Origin of the sequence: Corynebacterium sp. MSK039, from assembly GCF_030232315.1 — a bacterium.
Lineage (GTDB): Bacteria > Actinomycetota > Actinomycetes > Mycobacteriales > Mycobacteriaceae > Corynebacterium.
The window spans coordinates 23,271-45,086 of sequence record NZ_JASPJL010000008.1; the positions used below are offsets into that span (position 1 = coordinate 23,271).

Annotated in this window: 15 protein-coding genes; 6 read left to right on the forward strand and 9 right to left on the reverse strand. The window is 67.4% G+C overall.

The window, feature by feature from the left end; all coding sequences use genetic code 11:
• Positions 1-146 precede the first annotated feature (146 nt).
• The gene (locus tag QP997_RS06925; protein ID WP_284759036.1) at positions 147-971 is read left to right on the forward strand and encodes a hypothetical protein; all 825 of its coding nucleotides are present in this window, start codon (positions 147-149) and stop codon (positions 969-971) included.
• A gap of 11 nt (positions 972-982) precedes the next feature.
• Here the strand turns inward: QP997_RS06925 and QP997_RS06930 are convergent, their stop codons facing one another.
• The 7 genes from QP997_RS06930 to QP997_RS06960 form a co-directional block, all read right to left on the reverse strand.
• Complete coding sequence (locus tag QP997_RS06930; protein ID WP_284846664.1) at positions 983-2,209, reverse strand: N-acetylmuramoyl-L-alanine amidase; 1,227 nt, start codon at positions 2,207-2,209, stop codon at positions 983-985.
• 56 nt (positions 2,210-2,265) lie between these two features.
• The gene (gene trxA / locus QP997_RS06935) at positions 2,266-2,589 is read right to left on the reverse strand and encodes a thioredoxin (protein ID WP_284759039.1); all 324 of its coding nucleotides are present in this window, start codon (positions 2,587-2,589) and stop codon (positions 2,266-2,268) included.
• Between the two features lie 127 nt (positions 2,590-2,716).
• Positions 2,717-3,781 (reverse strand): thioredoxin-disulfide reductase, encoded by a 1,065-nt coding sequence (trxB, locus tag QP997_RS06940; protein ID WP_284846665.1) that lies wholly within the window; start codon positions 3,779-3,781, stop codon positions 2,717-2,719.
• An 85-nt stretch (positions 3,782-3,866) separates the two neighbouring features.
• The gene (locus QP997_RS06945) at positions 3,867-4,553 is read right to left on the reverse strand and encodes an RNA polymerase sigma factor (protein ID WP_284846666.1); all 687 of its coding nucleotides are present in this window, start codon (positions 4,551-4,553) and stop codon (positions 3,867-3,869) included.
• 116 nt (positions 4,554-4,669) lie between these two features.
• The gene (locus QP997_RS06950) at positions 4,670-9,124 is read right to left on the reverse strand and encodes a murein biosynthesis integral membrane protein MurJ (protein ID WP_284846667.1); all 4,455 of its coding nucleotides are present in this window, start codon (positions 9,122-9,124) and stop codon (positions 4,670-4,672) included.
• Between the two features lie 107 nt (positions 9,125-9,231).
• Entirely contained in the window at positions 9,232-12,111 is a 2,880-nt protein-coding gene (locus tag QP997_RS06955) for a hypothetical protein (RefSeq protein WP_284846668.1), read from the reverse strand.
• A gap of 9 nt (positions 12,112-12,120) precedes the next feature.
• Positions 12,121-13,056 carry an NUDIX hydrolase gene (locus QP997_RS06960; protein WP_284846669.1) on the reverse strand — a complete coding sequence of 312 codons (936 nt, stop codon included), beginning with the start codon at positions 13,054-13,056 and terminating at the stop codon, positions 12,121-12,123.
• An 11-nt stretch (positions 13,057-13,067) separates the two neighbouring features.
• Between QP997_RS06960 and QP997_RS06965 the strand changes: the two genes are divergently transcribed.
• Both QP997_RS06965 and QP997_RS06970 read left to right on the forward strand, forming a co-directional pair.
• Positions 13,068-14,639: a CCA tRNA nucleotidyltransferase gene (locus tag QP997_RS06965; protein ID WP_502870439.1), complete on the forward strand. Its 1,572-nt coding sequence runs from the start codon at positions 13,068-13,070 to the stop codon at positions 14,637-14,639.
• Positions 14,640-14,807: 168 nt separating this feature from the next.
• Positions 14,808-15,380, forward strand: a complete 573-nt coding sequence (locus tag QP997_RS06970; RefSeq protein ID WP_070761702.1) for an NUDIX hydrolase — start codon at positions 14,808-14,810, stop codon at positions 15,378-15,380.
• Positions 15,381-15,399: 19 nt separating this feature from the next.
• On the opposite strand, the gene QP997_RS06975 is transcribed toward QP997_RS06970, so the two are convergent.
• Entirely contained in the window at positions 15,400-16,437 is a 1,038-nt protein-coding gene (locus tag QP997_RS06975; RefSeq protein ID WP_284846693.1) for a bile acid:sodium symporter family protein, read from the reverse strand.
• Between the two features lie 116 nt (positions 16,438-16,553).
• Between QP997_RS06975 and QP997_RS06980 the strand changes: the two genes are divergently transcribed.
• The 3 genes from QP997_RS06980 to QP997_RS06990 are packed head-to-tail and all read left to right on the forward strand — an operon-like array spanning position 16,554 to position 20,359.
• Positions 16,554-18,167, forward strand: coding sequence for a GMC family oxidoreductase N-terminal domain-containing protein (locus QP997_RS06980; RefSeq protein WP_284846670.1), 1,614 nt, complete (start codon positions 16,554-16,556; stop codon positions 18,165-18,167).
• 18 nt (positions 18,168-18,185) lie between these two features.
• Positions 18,186-18,794, forward strand: coding sequence for a hypothetical protein (locus tag QP997_RS06985; protein ID WP_284846671.1), 609 nt, complete (start codon positions 18,186-18,188; stop codon positions 18,792-18,794).
• A gap of 32 nt (positions 18,795-18,826) precedes the next feature.
• Entirely contained in the window at positions 18,827-20,359 is a 1,533-nt protein-coding gene (locus QP997_RS06990; protein WP_284846672.1) for an aldehyde dehydrogenase family protein, read from the forward strand.
• 35 nt (positions 20,360-20,394) lie between these two features.
• Here the strand turns inward: QP997_RS06990 and QP997_RS06995 are convergent, their stop codons facing one another.
• A complete protein-coding gene (locus tag QP997_RS06995; RefSeq protein WP_502870440.1) occupies positions 20,395-21,798 on the reverse strand; it encodes an MFS transporter in 1,404 nt (467 codons plus the stop codon).
• Positions 21,799-21,816 lie beyond the last annotated feature (18 nt).

Below are 21,816 nucleotides of genomic sequence, written 5' to 3' on the forward strand. Positions count from 1 at the left end.
ACCGCCGTCCTAAAATAGGCCCCAGAAGCAACACCCGGCCCACGCGGGTCGAGCCCACGAGGTTTACGGCGTTGCATTCCCGTACAGACACATCATCACGCGATAGTTGAGCCGACCGGCTTAAGCTCATCAGGGAGGGAGAGACCGTGGAGGTTGAAATCCGCGCTCTGAGCTTTGATAACGCGGAGCAAATCACGGAAGATGCCGCACTCAGCACGTTCTGGGCGCTGCCGTGGGATCCGTTGTATGGGCCGACCCATACCGAGGACCCGGCCTTCGACAAGCAGCTGTGGATCCAGCGCACCCTCATGAGCTGGGGCACCTGCGGCTTCACCGCCTTCGTGGGCACGGGCGTGCCCGGTCGCAAGCTGCAACCCGCCGCGACCGTCTTCTTCGCCCCAACGCGCTTCCTGCCGGGAGTGGAGGGCCTGCCCTCCTCTGTGTCCTCCGACGCGCTCCTGCTGAGCGATGTATACGTCGAGGATGCCTTCATGGGCCTCTACCTGGAGCACCGCCTCATCGAGACGGTCCTCGTGGAGGCCGGCCGCCGCGGGTTCAGCGCCGTGGAGGTCTTCGCCCGCGACGAGGACGCCCTCGACGAGCTTCTGCGCAAGCAGGAGCAGGAATCCCGAGGCGTGGCCCGGGATGCGGGCGTGGAGTACAGCGGGACGCCGTCCTTCCCCTCCCCGTCGAGTGCGGCGAGCTCCCGGTCCAGCCTGGACCCCAGCCTGCGGATCGAGAACGCTCCCAGCTACGTGCCGGAGGCTTATCGTGGCTGGCAGACGCCGGAGGCCCTGCACACGGGCAACCTGCTGAAGGACGCCCTCAGCGTCGCTCCGATGCTCTCCATGGATGTGGTTGAGGAGGCCGAGTTCGAGCGCGTGGACGATCACGAGCTTTACCCGCGCTACCGCCGTGAGGTCTCCGGTGCGTATAACCTCTTCCTGGACCACGAGGGCGAGGCCTTCTAGGCCCCGCTCCCCTACTGCTGCTCGATGCGCAGGAGCTCCGTGAAGCTGAACTGCCCGGTGCGGTGGCTGTCCTGGTCCATCAGGTACAGGCGCTTCACGGAGACGACGATGGCCTCCGCGATGATGTCGCGCACCTCCGGCGAGGTCAGCGCCGCTGCGTCCGCCGGGTTCGTCAGATAACCGGGGACGACCTGCACGGTCGGCATCTTCGTGAGCCGCAGGATGTCCCAGGTGCGGGCGTGGGTGCGGCAATTCAGCAGGTCGGTGCGGGCGGCGATCTCGCGCTGGATGTAGCCGGAGAGCTTCTCGCCCACCATGGACCTCGAGCCGTTCTCGGAGCCAAAGTAGAAGCTGGCCACGCCGTTCGCGCGCTCGTTCGGGTAGTGATCCGTGCGCAGCGAGATCACCAGGTCCGCGCCGAAGGCATTGGCCAGATCCGCGCGCTCGGTGTCGCTGGGGTTTGCGGTGCGGCTGCGGGAGAGGATCGTCTCCATGCCCGCGGAGATCATGCGCCCCTCCAGGCGGTTGGCGAGGTCCCAGAGGATCTCCTGCTCGGTGATCGTGCCGTAGGGCCCCTTCACGGCGGTGCCCTGGTCGTCGCCGCCGCAGCCTGGATCGATGACCACGCGCTTGCCGGAGAGCTGCGGACCCGCGGCGCGGATCATCTCCTTCTCGCGGATGGAGTTCGGGGAGCCACCGGTGATGCGGCGGCCCAGGTAGGCCAGTGCGCGGAGGGTGTCCGGGCCGACCATGCCGTCGGCGTTCAGCCCGTACTCGAACTGGTACTGCGTGACGGCCTGGTGGGTGTCCGGGCCGAAGTGCCCGTCCACGCGGCCGGTGTAAAAGCCCAGGTCGTAGAGCTGAGACTGGAGTTCGGAGACGTCGTCGCCGACGTACTGTGGGTCCTGCAGGCTCAGCACCCGGTTGCCGAGCTTGTAGGAGGCCTCGCGCAGGGCGCGCAGGGTGGTCTCGTTGATTACGCCGTCGGCGATGATGCCACGCTGCTGCTGGAAGGCGCGCAGGGTGGTTGCCAGGAGGGCGTCGAAGAATTCCTCTTCCTCGGACCACTGTTGGTTATTGGAGGCCGTGAGGGCGGCGCCGTAATCGGAGAGCATGCCGAGCCGGGCCAGTGCGCTGCGCACCTCGGCGACCCGGGGGCTCTTATCGCCCACGGTGAGCAGCACATTCTGCTGGCCCACGCGGGGTGCGCGGTTCTCGGCGTGTTGTTTATCCGTCACGGCTCGCTGCGTCCTACTTTCCGAACAGTTGCTGGTGGTCCAGGGTTTCCCGCGGTCTAGGCGAGGGATTCCAGCTTCTCGACGAGGGTGCCCTTCTGCTGCAGGCCGGTGAATTCCGCGACCTTCTTGCCGTCCTTAAAGACCATGAGGGCTGGGATGGACATCACCTGGAACATCGCTGCGAGCGCGCGCTCTTCGTCGACGTTGACCTTCGCGACGACGGCGCGACCGTCCATCTCCTCGGCAAGTTCTTCGAGGGTGGGGTTCATGCGCAGGCAGGGCTGGCACCACTGGGCCCAGAAATCGACGAGTACCGGCAGGTCGGATTCGACAACGGTGGACTTAAACGTCTGCTGCGTGACCGTGATGATGTTCGACATGCTGGCCCTGCCTTTCCGGGGGTTGGGTGGTCCTTGGGGTGGTGATCCACCGGAGTTTTCCTTGTCCCAGGATACCGTGAAACCCGGAAAAGCTCGGGAGGCCAGCAGCGTGCTGTGGCGTGGAGTTTTAGCCCTCGTCGGCGGGCAGTGCGGCGAGGTAGTTCTCCGCGTCCAGGGCGGCGCGGCAGCCGCTGCCAGCTGCGGTGATGGCCTGCTGGTAGTGGGAGTCCACGAGGTCGCCGGCGGCGAACACACCCGGCAGGCTGGTGGCGGTGGTGGGCTCGTCGACCTTGACGTAGCCGTCCTCCTTCAGCTCCACCTGGCCCTCGAAGACACCGACGCGCGGGTCGTGGCCGATGGCGACGAAGAGGGCGTCGAATTCCATCTCCTGGCTTTCGCCGGTGACGGTGTCCTCGATGGTCAGGGAGGTCACGGCGTTCTCGCCGTGGACGGCGGTGACCTTGGAGTTCATGAGGAACTCGATCTTCGGGTTCTGGCGGGCGCGCTCCTGCATGATCTTGGAGGCGCGGAACTCGTCGCGGCGGTGGATGAGGGTCACGGTCTCGCCGAACTTGGTGAGGAAGTCTGCCTCCTCCATCGCGGAGTCGCCGCCGCCGACGATGGCGATCTTGCGGTCCTTGAAGAAGAAGCCGTCGCAGGTGGCGCAGGCGGACACGCCGCGGCCGATCATCTCCTGCTCGCCCGGGATGTTCAGGTAGCGCGGTGCCGCACCGGTGGCGAGGATGACGGCGCGTGCCTGGTACTCTTCGCCGTCTGCCCAGACCTTCTTGATCTCGCCGGTCAGGTCCATCTTCTCGACGTCCTCCATGCGCAGGTCGGCGCCGAAGCGCTCCGCCTGGTTGCGCATTTCGTCCATCAGCTCTGGGCCCTGGATGCCCTTGGCGAAGCCCGGGAAGTTCTCCACCTCGGTGGTCTGCATCAGCAGGCCGCCGAAGTCCATGCCCTCGAAGACGATCGGCTCGAGCTCGGCGCGGGCGGCGTAGATCGCGGCGGTGTAGCCGGCTGGCCCGGAGCCCACGATGATTACGTTGTGGATCTTCTCCGCAGGGTCGTGGGTGCCGCCGGAGCTGGCGGAGGTATCGGGAGTATCGGCTGGGGTGGCTGCGTCCGCGGCGTCGCCCGCCTTGTTCACGCCGATTCCGACGTTGGCCTGCAGGAAGGGCTGAGACATGTGACCTCGCTCGTGTTGTTTGAAGTGGGTTTCGCTTTCCTAACGCACTTTATCTAACCCACCAGACACGGGATATATTCCCAGCTCAGGGGTGGTCGGCATAGTCGGTGAGCACGAGGTGGTCTTGCAGCAGGCGGCGGCCCCGCGAGTAGCGGGATTTCACGGTGCCGGGCGCGACGTCGAGCATCGTGGAGATCTCGGAGATGGAATAGCCGAGCATTCCGCGCAGCACGACGGTCTGCCGGAACAGGATCGGGATGCTGGCCAACGCGTTGTGTAGGTCAACGCTGAGCTCGCGGTTCGGTGCGACGTGCGAGGTCGGCAGGTCGCGTTCGCAGTCGCTGATGTCCTCGCGGTGGCGGTGCCCGCGCCGGTGCTGAGCGGTCACGAAGTTCAGGGCGGTGCGGTGCGCGATGGTCACCATCCAGGTCACGACGCTGGAGCGGTTGCGGAAGGTGGCGGCACGGCGGTGGATTTTCAGGACGGCCTCCTGGTGGACGTCCGCCAGTTCACTCTCCGGGACGCCCGCGGCGCGTTCTGCCCAGTGCATGCGGACCTCGTGGCGGGCTAGCAGCGTGTGGAGTGCGAGTGGGTCGCCGGCGATGTGCTCGGCGAGCAGTTCCCGGTCGGTGCGGTGCGCGTTGGTGTGCGTCACGTCCCCCGCGTTACTCGGTGTGCTGGCCAACGTGCTGGTCGCCGTGGTGGCCGCCGTAGCGTCCAACGCCCTATCCGGCGTGTTGGTGTGCTGTGTGTCGGTGACTGGTGCCGTCATGGCCCCTCCCCTTTCCCCTGGTGAGCCTGGATCGTGGCTTAGACACTAATGAGCGCCCCGGCCATCGTGATGTTGATGGCGCCGGGACGCTCAAAGCTGTGGACAGCTCAGCAGGGTTAACTCCGCTCTTGTGGATAAGCGCGTGCGTTCCCCCGTGCTGAGTTGTTCCGTGCCGGGCTGCTTGGCGCGGTGCTGGTCTCATCCACGCGGTTCTGGCCCTGCCAGGTGCCCATGACCCGCAGCTCGCCGAGGGTGGCCCGGCCATCGGCCTCCGGCAGCTGGGTGATCCAGATCAGCAGCTGCTTCATCGGCTTGGTGCCCTGCTCCTTCTTCTCGGCGTTCTCGGCACGCTCCGTCTCGGACTCGGCCCCCTCCGAAGCCTCATCCGCGTCGCCAGCCTTCGCTGCTTCCTTGGCCTTGGCCTCCGCCAGGGCCTTCAGCAGCTTCTGGTTCGCACCCTGGCCCACGAGGACGTCCTGCCCGTCCTCGCCGTGGAACTCCACGTTCATCGTGGATTCGGTGGCGGTCACGGTGCCCAGCGAGGTGGTCTCGTCCAGGGTGAGCGGGACCTTGCGCAGGTTGGCGGACTGGTTTCCGCTGGTCGGGGTGGCCGTCGCCTCACTCTCTGGCGTGGCCTCCGCGGCGCTCGGCTCCTCCGAGGCGGTCGGCTGGGCGGAGGCCTTGGCGCCCGCCTTGTTCGGGATGGCTGCCCCGCTCGGTGCAGCTGGGTCGGTCGGCGCGGTGGCCTCGTCGACGCGGCGCAGCTCCACCTTCATGCCGGGTGCGAGCCCCTCCAGCTGCAGTGCGTGGATGCGGGTGTCGGTCGGCAGGTCCACGAGCAGGCCGATGCCCTCCTTCGTGGCCTCCGGGGTGCGTCCCAGTGGGCTGAGGTAGGAGTCGGACTGCCACTTCGTCGCCGCGCGCCCGTCGGTGATCAGCTGGGCGTCCTCGGGTGCGTCGAGGGTGCCCTTCGCGCCGGTGGGCATCCATTCGCGGACGTTGCGGATCGGCACGATCGTCGGCTCGCGCTTGATGATGCCCTCCGCGCCGGAGCGGATGGAGTCCGTGGACAGCGGCGAGTCCTCCCGTCCCCCGCCGACCACGCTGAGCAGGCTGGCGACGAGCGCGGCAATGAGCAGGGCGGAGCCGATGGCGATGCCGCCGATGACGGCGACGTGCTGCAGGCGCGCCTGGCGCACACCGAAGCCGGTCTTCTGGACCTGCGGGGTCGGCGCTTCGTCCGGGTTGATGGCCAGCTCCCCGGAGGTGAGGTAGCGCAGCCTGGTCGCCAGCTCGCGGGGGTCGCGGTCCGCCGGATTCGGTGGGACGTCGCCCTCGTCGCGGTGGTCGCCTTCGTTGCGGTCTGCGTCTGCCTCCTCGTCGGTGTCCTCGCTGCGTGCGGTGGCCGGGTTGGCCGCCCCGCCGCTGATGACGGCGGCGCGCTGCTCGGTGCTGAGGTCGCTGGCGGCCAGCGACTCGGCGAGCAGTTCCTTCGGGATCTCCGAGACCGGCACGTTGGCCAGCAGGAGCTCGAGGACGGCGGCGATGCCCTGCATGTCCTGCGCGGAGGAGTTATTCGGCAGGTAGCCGGGGAAGGCGAGGACAGTACCCCCGGCGGTGCTGATGCGGATGCGGTCGCGGTGGTCCACGCCCAGGGCCAGACCATGGTCGTGCATCTCCGCGGCGGCCTCGGCGAGGTCGGCAACGGCGAAGCCGACGGCCAGCGGGTCCGGGCTGGAGTCCGCGACTGCGGAGAGCGCGGAGCCGTCGGTCCAGTCGGACACCACGACCACGCTGCCGGGGCTGTCGATGACCTGCTGGATCTGCGCGAGCCCGGCCAGCGGGTTCGCCTCCTCGCCCTCGGCGCCGTCGTCGGCGTTCTCAAGGGCGTGTGCGAGGGCGGCCTCCTGGGCCTCCATCATGGCCCGGGACTTCCGCGACATTTCCTGCTTGATCTGCATCACCAGTCGGGACTGGTTCGGCACGTACTCGCCGGGGCGCTTGCCCTGGCGCACGGCTGCCAGCGGGTCGAGGATGGTGAGACCCACCATTTCCCCGGTGGCGGTGCGTTGGGCCTGCCAGAATCGGGCGGCGGTGGAGCCACCGTGGTCGGCGAGCAGGCGGTAGCGCCCGTCCAGGATCGGCGCGCCGGGCACCAGGCGTGGCCCGCGCACGCGCCCTGCGGATAGTGGCGGCAGGGGCGGCAACAGGGAGTTGGCCACGGCAGCCTCGCGGGCGGCCTCTGCGGGGCCCAGCGGGGCGGGAACCATGCGTTCTGCGGCGGAGCCCAGTTCCTCCTCGGCTTGACGTCCGGAAAAGAAACGGCCGATACCGGGGACGCGGGAGAGCGCGGAGCCGACGGTGAGAACCTCGGGCAGCTTGGAACGAGCCATGACCACGCCGGTGGCGATGAGGAACACCGGGCCGGTGATGAGCAGGCGAATCAGGAAGCCCGGGTTCTGGCCGGGGGTGATGATCGTGTTGGTGAGAGCCAGGTCCACCAGCCAGGCGACGAGCGCACCGACGAGGGAGGCGCCGAAGGCCCAGAGGCTGGTGCGCATGACCTCGCCGGAGTTGAGGTTGCCCAGGGAGCGGCGCAGCAGCAGCACGCCGATGATCGCGCCGGTGACGAAGCCGAAACCGTTGGCAGCACCCAGCAGCACCACCACCAGCCGCGGCTCGGTGGCGATGAACGGCGCGATGGAAACCAGGGCGATCTTGGTGATCGTGATGCCGGCGATGATGAAGGTCGGGGTCCAGACCTCCTCGCGGGCGTAGAACACGCGCAGGTGCAGCAGCACCAGGGAGTACGGGATGAGCGTGAAGGCGGAGAAGGAGACGGTCCAACCCAGTACGCTCGCGGTCTCCATGGAGAAGGAGCGGTAGGCGAACAGGGCCGGTCCGATGATTCCGCCGAATGCGGTCATGAACACGATGATGGGGATCATCGCGAACATGGTCAGGCGGGTGGCGACGGTGAGGTCGCGGACCACGGCCTTATCGTCGCCGTCGGCGGCGTTGCGGGATAGCCGTGGCATGACGGCGGTCAGCAGGGTTACGCCGATGACGCCGTAGGGCATCTGCAACAGCTGCCAGGCGTTCATGTAGATCGTCGGGGCGTCCCCGGACGCGCTGGAGGCGATCTGGTTATTGATCGCCCAACCGGCCTGGGAGATCGCCACGTAGAGCACGATGGCCACACCCATGCTGGCGAAGTTCCGCAGGCGCTCGTCGATGCCCCACAGGGGGCGCAGGTTGATGCCCGCCTTGCGGAGGTAGGGCACCATGATCAGCGCCTGGAAGACCACGCCGAGGGTGGTGCCGAGCCCCAGCAGCAGCACGTGTGGGTCGGTGATGGTGACGTGGTCGGTGGGCTGGAGCTTCGTGTCTTCGGGCAGCAGCAGGTAGCCGCCGAGGACGGTGATGGTCACGAGGTTGTTGACCACGGGCGCCCACGCGCCGGGTTTGAATACTCCCTTGGTGTTCAGCACGGCCATGAACACGGCGAACATGGCGTAGAAGAAGATCTGCGGGAGCACCAGGTAGGCGAACATTGTCGCCATCTGGACGTTGACCTGGCCGTCTTGGTCGAGTGTGAGTCTGATCAGCCAGGGGGCGCCGAGAACGGCGAGGAGGGTGATGATGACGGTGATGCTGAACGTCATCGTCAGCAGTCTTCGGATGAAGGCTTCGCCGCGGTCGGGGTCTTCCTTCTCGGCTCGGACGAGCACGGGGACGACCAGGGAGGTCAGCACCGCGCCGAGGACGAGCTCCGTGATGAGGTTCGGCAGGGTGTTCGCCGTGTTGAACGCGGAGGCGACGGCGGCACCCAGCGCGGAGCCGATGAGGACGGTGCGCAGGAAGCCGGTGATGCGCGACAGGAGGGTCGCGATGGCCATGGAGCCGCCGGTGCGGACGACGTCGGCGTCCGAGGGTTGTTCGTTCTGCTTGTCCTGTTCCGCCGCGGCTGCCGCGGTGCGGTCCGTGGGGGTGTCTTCCTCCGGTGCGACGTCGCCGCCGCCGGTGGTTGCGGTGACTGCGGGGGTCGCGGTGTGTTCGGGGGCGTTGGTGCCTGCCGTTGTGTTGGTTGCGGTTCGGGTGCCTGCCCCGGCGGTGCTGCTGGCGCCGACCCCGGCGTCGGCGAGTGCTCGGGCGCGGGTCGGTTGGGAGCTGGCGCGGTACTGGCGGCCCGCGGGGTCTGCCCCGGGGTCGGCGGAGTGCCCGAGTTCCCCGGAGAGGCCGAACTCGTAGTGGTCATAGGCGTGGCGCTCGTTGGCCAGGTGGATCTCCGAGGCGGGCCGGCGGAAGTCCACGGCCGGGGCGGCTGGGGCCTCGGGGGTGGTGTCTTCGGGTTCCTGGCCGTGCTGGGAGGGGGCGACGCTCAGTGAGGAGTAGTCGTCCGTTGTTTCCGGGGCGTCGGCTTCTTCGCGCGCCTGGGGGGCTAGCGCGGGTGGGCGGGCTTCGATGAAGCGGCCGCGCTGGCCTACGGGCGGTTTGGCCGGTGGCGTGCTGCCGTGGCCTGCGCTGTCAGCGGAATCCTCGGGAACGTCTGGGTTAGTCACAGAATCCATCTTCGCCGAGATTGGGTGCGTTTCCTAACTAGAAACGCGTTCTATGGGCGGGTTTTCGCTGCCTGTGATGGGTTTTACACGGTGTGTGATGGCGTTTGGCGCCGGCCCTAGCGGCGGCGGGTGCGGCGGCGCCTGCGGTCCAGGAGGATCTTCCCGCCGATGCCCGCGCCCGCGATGATGGTGAGCAGGAGGATCATCTTATCCAGCGGGATATTGGGGCTGGAATGCACGCTGACCTGCACGGAGTCGCTGATTCGCTTGTTTTTGGGGCTGGCGAGCCACAGGTCGAGGTCACTGCGCCTATCCGCAGCACCGAGGTCGATGGGCACGGTCAGGGAGCCGCGCGCCGGGATCATCTGCGACTCGGATTCCAGGATGGTGGCGGGGTGCCCGGCGTGCTCGTCGAGGGTGTCGCGGTAGCGGATCTTCGCCGGCACAGGCAGCGGTAGGCCGTTTTGGGCGGCGACGATCAGCGGTGCGGCTTCGGAGGTTCGGGTGAAGACGTTGCCGGGTGGCAGCAGGGTCACCGAGTTGCGCAGGGTGTCCGCGGTCTCTGCCGCACCGGCGACGCGGGCGGCGGCGCGCTGGCTAGCCCCGTCCTGCTCGGCGGGGTTGCGGGTGCCGTAGTTGCTGGTGGCTCGAGCGAGATCGGCGAGGATCGGGCGGGTGAACTGCTCGCGGGTCAGCGCGATCTTCCGGGAGTTAGCCATCATCAGGGTGAGGCTGCGGACCCGGTCGGCCAGGGTCGCCAGCTGTGGCGCGAGTGCCTCGGTGGGTTTCCCGGGGTCGGCGAAGGGCTGGGTGACCTCCCCGAGTGCCAGCTCGGAGTTCTTCAGGCCGCGGGGGCGCAGTGCATCGGCCAGGGAGGCCGGGGTGGCCTGCCCGGTGGCGAAGGCCTGTTCGATGTACCCCAGCAGGGCGGTAGCGTCCTGCCCGTTGACCTCCCACTGGCCGGGCGGGACGGCGAGGATCGGCTCGGGGCTGGCGAGTTCCTGCTGGAGCACGGCCAGGGCGCTGGACATGCGGGTGGCCTCGGAGTCCGCGTTGGCGTCGAAGCGGGACTGGGGGTTGGAGTAACCCGTGGTGTCCGGGTGGGCGCCGGTGGCGGCCAGGACGGTGCCGAGGTCGCCGGAGTAGCGCAGCGCGCGGAGGCTGCCGGCCTCGTTGAGCTTCAGTAGGCGGTCGTTCCACTGCTGGTCAGCCTGTTGGGTTGCGGGGTCGTGCGCGTCCCCGGCCTCCTCCCCCGAGGTCTCGGGGGTCTGGGCGGGCTGCTGGGTGAGCACGGTGTTATTCGCGACGAGCGCGGTGACCGGTGCCTTGGGGTCAAGGGTGGGCAGGAGCGCCTGGCCCTTGAGGGTGTTCTCGAAGCGGCGGGAGAGGTCGGCCTCCTCCGAGGCGGGGTCCACCTTCGCGGCGGCGAGGTACGGCAGTGCTTCGGGAGTGAGGTAGCCGCTGCTGGGGATGGCGATATTGGCCACCGGGGTGGTGCCGAGGATCTCGTGGATGGTGGCGGCACCCCGGCCGAGGGCGTGCATGCTGAGCCAGGCCGCGCTGGTGGATTCCTCGGCCACGCCGGTATCTGCTCCAGCGGCATCACCGGCCGCATCCCCGCTGGCAGCGGCGCCATTGGCCTGCCCTGCCGCGGCCTCCGGGTTGGTGGGCCCGGTCGCCTGGGTGGTGGTGTTGATGTCCGCCCCGCCGTAGGGCAGCGCGACGGTGCAGCTCTCCTTGGTGGTGTCGCGCAGGTCGCTGAGCCAGGTAGCGGCGGCCTTATCGTGGGCGCCGGGTTCGGAGCGGTCCTTGGTGTTGAAGATGTCTCCCCAGGAGTCGCGGAGCCGCTTGCGCTCCTCGACGGGCTTTGGGACACGCCCGCCCACGCGGTAGCCGCCGGCCATGCGCTCCACGGCCTGCAGGAGGTCGGGGTCGATCGCCAGGCAGCTGGCTTCGCGGATCTTGGTGCCCTGTGGGCCGTCCAGTGCGGTGCGGTAGCTGTCGAGGAGGGTGCGTAGCCGCCCGCCTTCCTTCAGTTGCTCACCGAGGGAGTCCTCGTTGAGGTAGAGCTCGGCGGGCTCGGGGGCGTCCCCGACCGCGCCGGGTGTGGCGTGCGTTTCGCCACCGATGGGCCACAGGAAGGTCAGCGGGGTGCCGGAGGTGCCACTGCCCTCCCCTTCTTCCTTATCTTCTTCCGGGGTGACGACGGCCGTCGCGCGGGTCACCGCGAGCAGTTCCGCCCCCTGCGCTGCCTGTTCCCCAGCGGCCTCTCCCCCACCATCGGCACCATCAGCGGCCCCGGGCGTGCCGCCGAGGGTGAACATCAGCGGGTAGGTTCCGGCCTGCGCGGCGCCCGGCAGCCCGAAGCTCATCGGCGCCAAGGCCCCAGCTGGGCCCGCCGTTTCGCCGGTGGGGTTCTCAGGGTGTGGGGTGGCGTCGTCGTCCTGAAAGGAAGGGTCGCGGAAGAGGCGGACGTCCACGTCGGCGGTTTCGCCCGGCCCCAGGGAGACCTCAGCGCCGTTGCTGCGCTGCAGTGGGCGCGCCGGGGAGCTGTGCGGGTACTCGCCGCTATTGGAGAGCAGGGAGGTGCGGACCTGGGCGGGGCTGCCGGCGGCGGGCGCGGTTTTCAGGCTCAGTGTGAGCCCCCGGATGGTACCGGGGCTGGTGTTGCGGATGCGCAGGGTGTAGGTCTGAGGGTCGGTGTCCGCTGGGTTGAGGAAGCGCGGGCTGATGTTGCGAACCTGCAGGTTAATGCCCCGATTGGGGTCGGTGGAGCGGGCGTTCGGGTTGGCCCAGTCCGTGGCCTCTGCGTGGTGGAAGGTGCTGGTGTGCTCGGGGGTTTGGGCGCCCGCGGCAGGCATGGCCTTTGCTGCGGGCAGTGCAGACGCGGCTGGCAGGGCGGAGCCAGCGAACGGGCCGGGCACGGCGGTGACCCACCCGGCGCAGAGGAGGGAGCCGAGCGCGAGGGCGGTGGCGGGGCGGATTTTGGCAGCCATGCAGCCCTCCTAACGCGGGGTGGCGCGGCCTGCTTCCGCTTCCGCGCGGGCGTGATTCGGCAGCGTGTCGAGGGCGCGGCGGGCCAGGCGGCGCTCGTCGGCGTAGGCGAGGCGTTCGACCAGGTTATTCACGGGAACCCAGGTGACTTCGGTGACCTCGGGGTCTTCGTCGTTGAACTCGCCGTCCACGTAGCGCAGCAGGTGGTGGTGGACGGTCTTGTGGATGCGGGTGCCCTCGGAGACGAACCAGTAGTCGATGGTGCCGAGCTCGTCGATGACGGTTCCGGCGATGCCGGTTTCCTCCCACACTTCGCGTTCGGCGGTGCTGCGGTGGGATTCGTGCTCCTCGACGTGGCCTTTGGGCATGGACCACAGGAGGCGCCCGCGGCGGTCGACGCGGCCGATGAGGGCGGCGTAGATCTTGGACATGTCCACGCTGCCATTGGGGCGCACGGCTTCGGCCAGGCCGGTGAGGACAAGCCCGCCGGCGGAGGTTTCCACCGAGAGTGGCAGGTCGGAGTGCTCCAGGTGGGTGCGGTTCTGCTTGCCCTGCTTGGCGCGCCGGGTGCCGGTGCGCTTCGGGTGGTTGCGGCCAGCCCCGGAGCGGTTGCTGCGGTTGGAGCCACGGTTGTTGCGGGTGCTGGTGCGGTTGTTTTCGGCCGCCTGGCCCTGCTGGTTGCCGCGGCCCTTGCCCTTGCGGTTGTTCTTCGCGTTCTTGGCGTTTTTGGGGCGGCGCTGGTTTTCGCGCTGCGGCTGTTCGTCGTGCTGCGAACGGCGGCGCGTGCTGCGGGGCGAACCGCTGCTCGTGGTGGCGCTGTCGTTCGTGTTCATTCTGTTTATAGTAGCTGCTTGGCCGGGGCTTGGGGGAACCGCTGGCGGGGGGTTGGGCGTGCCGGTGGTGGCTGCCGGGTGGGTGACCGGCGCGGTGTTGGGGTGTTGGGCCATGAAGTAAGGTATTGCGCGTGACTACGAGGGCGAATGAGACTGCAGATGGCGCGACGGCTGGCGCTGCCGCGGAAGCCGGTGCGACGGCGGCCGGTGCTGGGGCTGGCGCTGGGGCGGGCGCTGCCGAGGTAACCGGGGGCACGCAGGCCAAGGAAGCGGCGATGCTGGGGGCCGCGTGGCAGTCCCTGCGCCGCAATGACGCCACGCTGCGTCGGCTAGCTAAGGCCTTCGAGGCGGCGGGCCACGAGCTCTACCTGGTGGGCGGCTCGGTGCGCGATGCGATGCTCGCACGCCTCAGCCACGACCTGGATTTCACCACGGATGCTCGCCCGGATGTGGTGATGGGGATCCTGGAGCCGATGGCCGAGACGGTGTGGGATACGGGCATCGAATTCGGCACCGTGTCCGCGCTGGTCGGTGGCCTGGAGGTGGAGATCACCACGTTCCGGGCGGATCAGTACGACGGCCAGTCCCGCAACCCGGAGGTCACCTTCGGCGACACCCTGGAGGGCGATCTGGTGCGCCGCGACTTCCGCGCGAACGCGATGGCGCTGAAGCTCTCCGCAGATGGGGAGCATGAGTTCTGCGACCCGCTAGGTGGGTTGGCTGATGTGGCCGCCGGGGTGCTGGACACGCCGGATAGCCCGGAGGTGAGCTTCCGGGACGATCCGTTGCGCATGCTGCGGGCCTGCCGTTTCGTCTCTCAGCTGGGTTTCGCGGTCGCCCCTAGGGTGGCTGAGGCCATGGCGACGATGGCGGATCAGATCCAGCGGATCACGGTGGAGCGCGTGGCCGTGGAGCTGAATAAGCTGCTGCTCGGCACGACCCCGTGGGAGGGCCTGGACCTGATGGTGGAGGCCGGCCTGGCGGATTTCGTCCTCCCGGAGCTGCCGCGGCTGCGGATGACTCAGGACGAGCACAAGCAGCACAAGGATGTCTACTGGCATTCCCTGACGGTGCTGCGTAATGCGCTGGTGCAGGAGCAGAACTACGGTGTGGCCCCGGACCTGGAGCTGCGCTGGGCCGCGCTGCTGCATGACTGCGGGAAGCCGGATACCCGCGCGTTCACGGACTCTGGCCAGGTGACTTTCCACCAGCACGAGGTGGTGGGTGCGAAGCTGGTGCGCCGCCGGTTGCGGCAGCTGAAGTTTTCTAAGCAGCTGGTGAAGGATATTTCCCAGCTGGTATTCCTGCACATGCGTTTCTATGGCTATGGGGATAGCGCGTGGACGGATTCGGCGGTCCGCCGCTATGTGACGGATGCGGGTGATCTGCTGCCGAAGCTGCACATGCTGGTGCGGGCTGACTGCACGACTCGTAATAAGCGCAAGGGGGCGCGGCTGCGCCGTAATTACGACGACCTCGAGCGGCGGATTCAGGAACTCAAGGAGAAGGAGGATCTCGCCGCGGTGCGCCCGGACCTGGATGGTAATGAGATCATGGAGATCCTGGGTCTGAAGCCGGGCCCGGAGGTGGGTCAGGCGTGGGCGTTTTTGAAGGAGCTGCGCTTGGACCGGGGGCCGCTGGGCCGGGACGAAGCCATCGCGGAGCTGCGGGCCTGGTGGGACGCGCAGCAGGGCTAGCGAAGGTTAGCGTCAGCTCTAGCTGCGAAAACGATCTAGTTTCAGGCCGGATGAGCCCGAATATGCTCCGCCGGGTCAGCGCGTTATAAATTTCCGCCCAAGCTGATCTGCTGCCATGTGTCATTTTTAAGCGCCCAACCGCACCGCCCACCCAGCTACACTGCAGGCATGGCAACCCCCGAGTTCATCCTCAACCTGCGTGAAAAAATCGGCAACGACCCGCTCTGGCTCCCCGGCATCACCGCGATCGTCCTCAAAGAAGTTCCGCCCGAAGCACCACTCTGGGAAGTCCCGAAAGTCCTGCTCGTCAAACGCGCCGACAACGGCGAATGGACACCCGTCTGCGGCATCGTCGACCCCGGCGAGGAACCCCACGTCGCCGCCATCCGCGAAGTCAAAGAGGAAACCGGCCTGTACGTCACCGTCGCCGCCCTCCTCGGCGTCGGCGCTACCGACCAGGTCACCTACCCCAACGGGGACCAGACCGCATACATGGATACTGCGATGCGGTGCGTCCTCACCGATAAGGACGCCAACCCCCTCGACCCCACACTCCCCGACTACGATTCACTCGCTGAGCCCATCGTCGGCGACGAAGAATCCACCGACGTCGGCTGGTTCTCTGTGGCCCAACTGCCCCCGATGAAGCCGCGCTTCCGCCTCATCATCGCAGACGCCGTCGCGCAGCTGAAGCACCCGCAGGGCTTCCGGCCCCGCATCGGCTACTTCAAGCGCAGCTAAGGCTGCTGCGATCCCGGCGCTACCAGGTCGTGGCGCGCTCCGGGGCTTCCTCATACTTCGCGGCATAGCTGGAGGCCCGGAAGGAACAAATAATCAGCTGCACCTGGTGGAAGATCATCAGCGGCAGGATCATCATCCCCAAACTTCCCCCGCCAAACATCACCGCAGCCATTGGCAAACCAGAGGCCAGCGACTTCTTCGTGCCCGCGAACTGGATCGCCACCTGGTCCTCATAGTTAAAACCCAGCTTCCGTGCCGCGAACGAGGAGGCCGAAAGCATCAGGTACACCAGCACCACCGAGCCCAGCACCAGGCCAACCACGCTGACCCAACTGATCGTCGACCAGATCCCGTCCACGATCCCCTCGGAGAAGGACACGTACACCACCAGGCCGATGGAGATCTGGTCCACCTTCTTCGTCGCCTTCGAGGCCGCGAAATCCTTCACCCACGGCCGCAACAGCTGCCCCACCACAAAGGGCAAGAACAGCTGCAGACCGATCTTGTAGAAGGTGCTGGCGTCGATATGGAAACCACCCTCTGCGGTGGACATCAACAACAGCACCAGCAGCGGTGTGAGCACCACACCAAGCAGGCTGGAGGCACTCGCCGCCACAATCGAGGCAGCCACATTACCCCGGGCGATCGACGTAAACGCCACCGAGGACTGCACCGTGGAGGGCACCAACGTCAAAAACAAAATGCCCAGGTACAACTCCTGGCCGATCAGCCCGGACAGCGGGCGCAGCGCCACGCCGATCAGCGGGAAGATCGCGAAGGTGAAAGCGACGATCAGCAGGTGCAGCCGCCAGTGCATCAGGCCCTCCAGCGCCTCCCGCGGGTGCAGGCGCGCACCGTAGAGGAAGAAGAGGAAGGCGATGGCGAGGGTCACCACCCAGTTGCCGATCTCTGCGCCCTGCCCCCGCAGCGGCACGATCACCGCCGCGATCACCGCGAGCACGATCAACACAATCAAAAAGTCCGGGCGGTAGCCCAGGATCTTCTGCAGGACCGTCTGCTTGCTCGGGGCGGGGTTATCGGCGCTCATTCTTGGCATTGTAGCCCGCGTCACAGACGCGTCAGCCATGGGGAGAATTGCACCCCGCGGGCAGCTTTAAGACTTTTTCACAAATATAGAATACACAGAGTGTTTCGTCGGGTTAACTAACCATCATGATGAATAACCCAGGGGACCGCAGCACCGGCACGGCACCAGGCCGCGCACCACAGAACCCGTCCGCAGGACCGCAGGGCACGGCAGGCACCACGACCGCCGCCACCGCGACAGTCGCAGGCGCCACACCCGCGAGCGCCGAAAGGATTGACCCGACCGCCGCGGCGCAAGAAACCTACGACGTCATCATCATCGGCGCCGGCACCTCCGGGCTCAACATCGCCCGCGAGCTGGCCGCCGCTGGCCTCAGCGTCCTCGGCCTGGAAGCCGGCAAGCGCTACGACCGGCACACCTACCCACGCACCGAGATCGACTCCAGCTCCCAGCTCTTCTGGGGCGGCGGCGTGGAACTGACCACCGACGCCGGCCTCGGCCTGCTCCGCCCCAAAGCTGTCGGCGGCGGGTCCATCGTCAACCAGGCCCTCATGGACCGCTTCGACGACGTCGCCTTCTCCTCCTGGCGCGACCAGTCCGGCGTCTCCTGGCTCAACGAGGACCACCTCGCCGACTACTACGACCGGGCCGAGGGAAACATGAGCCTCAAGAACGTGCCCGAAGAGTGGCGCAACAACAACGCCAAGAACTTCGCCGACGGCTTCGACGCCAACGGCTACCGCTACGCCCCACTGCGCCGCGGTGAAGCCGACTGCCGCTTCGAGGAGGGCAACTGCTGCGTGGAATGCCTCAGCGGCTGCGGCATCGACTCCAAACAGTCCACCGCCATCACCGTCCTGCCAACAGCGGAAAAGCACGGCTTCCACCTCATCGACTGCGCCGAAGCACGCACGATCACCGAGCACCCGGACCGCGTCACCGTCACCACCCGCGTGCCCGCGGATGCCACCCCGAAGGGTCGCCGCGGCTTCGGCAAACCCACCTACTTCGAACCCCACGTGGAGCGCACCTTCACCGCCCGGCGCGTCGTGCTGGCCTCCGGGGCGATCGGTAACACCGCCCTGCTGCTGCGCAGCGGCTACGGCAAGCAACTGCCGGGGCTGGGCAAGAACTTCTTCACCCACCCGCAGTACATGAACCTCGGCCGCTATGCCGAGGACGTCCGTGCCTTCGCCGGTCCCCTGCAGAACTACAAGTCCAACGACCCAAGCTTCCGCCGCCAGGGCTTCAAGCTGGAGAACGTCTTCGCAGGCCCCGGCAACATCGCCCTCCTGCTGCCCGGCTTCGGCGCCCGCCACGCGGAGATCATGCAGGACTTCCCGCGCCTGGGCTGCATCGAGGTCTGCGTGCGCGACACCAACCCCGGCGAAATCACCATCAACCGCAAGGGCAACCCGGTGATCAAGAAGAAGCTCAACCGGGAGGACGCTCGCCGCCGCGACGCCGGCATGGCCGCCATCCGCAACATCTTCAACGCCACCGGCGCGGAGGAAATCCTCCACGGCCAGTTCGGCATTGGCCTGCACCTCATGGGCGGGCTCGGGATGGGTGCCAGCGCCAAGCAGGGCGTGGTCTCCCCCGAGTTCACCCTCTACGGCAGCCAGCGCATCCACGCCGCGGACTCCTCGATCTTCCCGAACGCGCCGGGCATCAACCCCGCGCTCACGATCGCCGCCCTGTCCCTCAAGGCCGCCGAGCAGATCATCGCCGCGAGCTAAGGAAGGAAGAAAGCAGACATGACCAGCAAGAACCTCAACCCCCGCTCCACCGAGCTGCTCACCGCCACGCAGATGAAGGGCCTGCTGCGCCTGGGCGACGTCGTCACCCCCGGCGTCCCGGCCCACAAGGCCGCGTCCGGACGCGCAGGGTCCCCGACCGCAGCGTCTGGTTCCCTGCCGTCCCGGCCCCTGAACTCCGGCGGCGGGGCGCTACCGTCCTTCTCCGAGTCCGGATGCGCCGCCGGCATCGACCGCATGCTCTCCTACATGTACGACGACGACCGCACCGCCTTCCTCGTCCTCGCCTCCGTCTGTGCCTACGCGCCCACTCCCCTAGTCCGCCTGATCGTGGCGATGGCCAACGCGAACGCCAAGTTCCCCGAGCCACTCGCCGGGCTGATGCGCATGGCCAACCTTGGTATCAAGGGTGTCGTCCACAGCCTCTACTACTCCAACCTCGGGGTACGCCTCGGCGAGGAACTTACCGACTCCCCACTCATCGCCCGGGGCAGCAACCCCAACCAGCTGCCGAACATCCACCAGGCCATCGGCTACGAGACCGCCATCAACCAGGAGGCCTACGAGGCCGCCCTCGCCGCCACCGACGCGCAGAACCCACGCGACTAACCCGCGCTCAGAAAACACAAGGAGCACACACCATGGCAACACAGATCCCAGAATCCGAATACGCCCAGGTCGAGGGCGTCGTCGACAGAGCACGCGAAGCACAGAAATCCATCGGCGCCCTGAGCGTCGAGGAGCGGCTCGAGCACCTCCGCCTCCTGCGCGGGGTGATCGTCAACCGCACCGAGGAGATCGTCGACCGCGTCCGGGAGGAAACGGGCAAGTCCCGCAGCGACATCCTGATGTCCGAAATGTTCGGCGCGCTGGACGTCATCAGCTGGCACGAAAAGAACGCCGCGAAAGTCCTGGCCCCGCAGAAGGTCGAGACCCCGCTGACGATGATGGGTAAGAAGTCCGAGATCTGGTACGAACCACTCGGCGTGGCCTTCGTCATCGCGCCCTGGAACTACCCCTTCTTCCAGGCGATTGTGCCGATCGTCGCCGCGCTGGCTGCCGGCAACGCGGTCGTCTACAAGCCCTCCGAGCACACCCCACTGGCCGGGCTGATCGAATCCCTCATGGAGGAAGCCGCCATCGCCCCGAACTGGGTGCAGGTGGTCTACGGCGATGGTGCCACAGGCGCGGAGGTCATCGACCAGCACCCCGACCTCGTCATGTTCACCGGCTCGTGCGCGACCGGCCGGAAGATCATGAAGCAGTGCTCCGACATGCTCATTCCCGTCGAGCTCGAGCTCGGTGGCAAGGACCCCATGATCGTCTTCGAGGACGTCGACATCCCCCGCACCGCCGCCGGCGCACTGTTCGGTGGTCTGACGGCGACCGGGCAGTCCTGCACCTCCGTGGAGCGGCTCTACGTCCACGAGAGCATCAAGGAGGAGTTCGTCGCCGAGCTGGTCCGGCAGGCGCGGCTGCTCACGCAGGCGGACACGGACGCCCGCAACAACGACCTGGGCCGCATGACCGTCGACTTCCAGGTCGAGCGGGTCCACGAGCAGGTTCAGGACGCGGTTTCGCGTGGTGCGCGGCAGCTCACCGGGCAGGACTGGGACGGCCGTTCCGCGCTGATCCCGCCGATCCTGCTGGTCGACGTGCCGGAGGACGCGCTGGTTGTCACGGAGGAGACCTTCGGCCCGGTGATCCCGGTGCTGAGCTTCAGCTCGGAGCGGGAGGTCATCGACCGGGCGAATGACACGCCCTTCGGGCTGACTGGTTCCGTGTGGAGCGCGGACATCGACCGGGCGCGCCGGGTGGCCGGGGCGCTGCGCGCCGGCGGGGTGTCCATCAACAACGTCATGGCCACCGAGGCCACCCCGGTGCTGCCGTTCGGTGGGGTGGGTGACTCCGGGATGGGCCGCCACAAGGGTGCCGAGGGCCTGCGCGGCTGGTGTAACCCGAAGTCCGTCATCGTGGACAAGGACGGCTCCCAGGGCGCTGGCCTGGAGGCGAACTGGTACCCGTACACGGAGAAGAAGTACGAGAAGTTCAGCAAGATGCTGCAGGCCTACTTCGCGGAGCAGCCGGCGCCGGTGAAGCTCGCGAAGTTCGGGCTGCTGGGGACTTCGCTGGAATCCTATGCTCAAAAGGCGCTGGAGGAGCGCGAGAAATAGGGCGCTTGCCCCTCCCCGTGAACCCTTTCGGATGCTTAAGCCGTGGCGCTTTCCTGCGCTGCGGCTTCTTGCTCTGCCGTGGTCGTCTTCGGGATAAACAGGCTGGTCAGCGCAGCCAGGCCCAGAATGATGCCACCCACCAGGAAGGCCGTGGTGTAGCCCGTGGCGGAATCCGAGCCCTCTGGGGAGCCCACCACCTGGAACACCGGCAGCACCGCGAAGGAGATACCCGCACCCAGGTTGAAGGCTGCGGAGTTCATGCCCGGCAGGAAGCCCTGATTATCCTGCGGCGAGTTCACCACACCCAGGTTGTTCAGCACGATATTGCCGATGCCTGCGTAGGTCACGCCCAGCAGGATCACGCCCACGATCAGCACGATCTTCGAGCGCGTCCCCACGAAAGCTAGCAGGAACAGCAGCAGCATGGACGCGATATTGGAGAGGCGCAGCAGGTTCGCATAACCCACCTTCGGCGCCAGGCGACCTGCGAAGGGGCCCACCGCCCAACCGATCAGTGCGTACGGGGTCAACAGCAGCAGGGACGCCATCGTCGCGCGCATGCCGAAACCAGCCTCCGCGTTCTGTGCCAAGGACGGTGCCACACCGTTGACGGCAGCGAACACACCCGTCATCGTCAGGACGGTGGTCAGCAGCAGACCCCAGGTCTCGCGGCGGCGCAGGTACTTCGGGGCAACCAGCGGAGCCGCACCAGCGGTGTTCTCCTGGCGGGTCTCCCAGCGCCAGAAGATGGCAAACACGATCAGACCAGCGGCCACCAGGCCGATGACGTACAGCCAGTCCGCGGCCGCACCCTTACCGGCCTCGTTGGCGGCCAGCGTGATGGACAGCACCGACACCACCAGGACGGCCGCACCGATCCAGTCCATGCGGACGTTATCGGAAGGCTTGGACTCCGGGGCGAACATCGCGACCACTGCAGTGGCCACCGCACCGATCGCGAAGATCAGCCAGAACACCGAGCGGAAGCCCCAGTGCTCAGCCATCCAGCCGGAGAGCAGGACGTCGATACCCGCCACACCACCATTGATCGCGGCGATCAGGCCCATCAGCGTGCCGAGGCGAACCTCGTCCTTAACCTGACTGCGCAGGATGATCAGCGTCATCGGGATGGTCGGGCCGGAAATACCCTGCAGCGCGCGGGCCAGCATCAGCACACCGATATTCGGGGCGAGAGCGGCCAGCAGGCCACCCAGGGACATCACGGCCAGCATGATGACCAGGATGCGGCGGCGTCCCACGATGTCCGAGAGGCGCGGGAGGAACAGGCCGCACATCGCGCCACCGGTGAAGAAGGCGGTCTGGGTCAGGCCCACCGCGGACTCATCGGTGTTGAGCTCCGTGGCCATCGTGCGCAGCACCGGGGAGAGCATCGAGGCGTTGAGCTGGAAGGCCACCGCCGCGGTGATGAGCACGAACATGAGCAGTGGCAGGCCGCC

What these genes read in the sequence shown, in the direction of transcription:
- trxA (WP_284759039.1), bottom strand. Translation starts at nt 2,589, where the DNA reads ATGTCGAACATCATCACGGTCACGCAGCAGACGTTTAAGTCCACCGTT.
- trxB (WP_284846665.1), bottom strand. Translation starts at nt 3,781, where the DNA reads ATGTCTCAGCCCTTCCTGCAGGCCAACGTCGGAATCGGCGTGAACAAG.
- QP997_RS06945 (WP_284846666.1), bottom strand. Translation starts at nt 4,553, where the DNA reads ATGACGGCACCAGTCACCGACACACAGCACACCAACACGCCGGATAGG.
- QP997_RS06950 (WP_284846667.1), bottom strand. Translation starts at nt 9,124, where the DNA reads ATGGATTCTGTGACTAACCCAGACGTTCCCGAGGATTCCGCTGACAGC.
- QP997_RS06955 (WP_284846668.1), bottom strand. Translation starts at nt 12,111, where the DNA reads ATGGCTGCCAAAATCCGCCCCGCCACCGCCCTCGCGCTCGGCTCCCTC.
- QP997_RS06960 (WP_284846669.1), bottom strand. Translation starts at nt 13,056, where the DNA reads ATGGCCCAACACCCCAACACCGCGCCGGTCACCCACCCGGCAGCCACC.
- QP997_RS06970 (WP_070761702.1), top strand. Translation starts at nt 14,808, where the DNA reads ATGGCAACCCCCGAGTTCATCCTCAACCTGCGTGAAAAAATCGGCAAC.
- QP997_RS06975 (WP_284846693.1), bottom strand. Translation starts at nt 16,437, where the DNA reads ATGCCAAGAATGAGCGCCGATAACCCCGCCCCGAGCAAGCAGACGGTC.
- QP997_RS06980 (WP_284846670.1), top strand. Translation starts at nt 16,554, where the DNA reads ATGATGAATAACCCAGGGGACCGCAGCACCGGCACGGCACCAGGCCGC.
- QP997_RS06985 (WP_284846671.1), top strand. Translation starts at nt 18,186, where the DNA reads ATGACCAGCAAGAACCTCAACCCCCGCTCCACCGAGCTGCTCACCGCC.
- QP997_RS06990 (WP_284846672.1), top strand. Translation starts at nt 18,827, where the DNA reads ATGGCAACACAGATCCCAGAATCCGAATACGCCCAGGTCGAGGGCGTC.
- QP997_RS06995 (WP_502870440.1), bottom strand. Translation starts at nt 21,798, where the DNA reads ATGTTCGTGCTCATCACCGCGGCGGTGGCCTTCCAGCTCAACGCCTCG.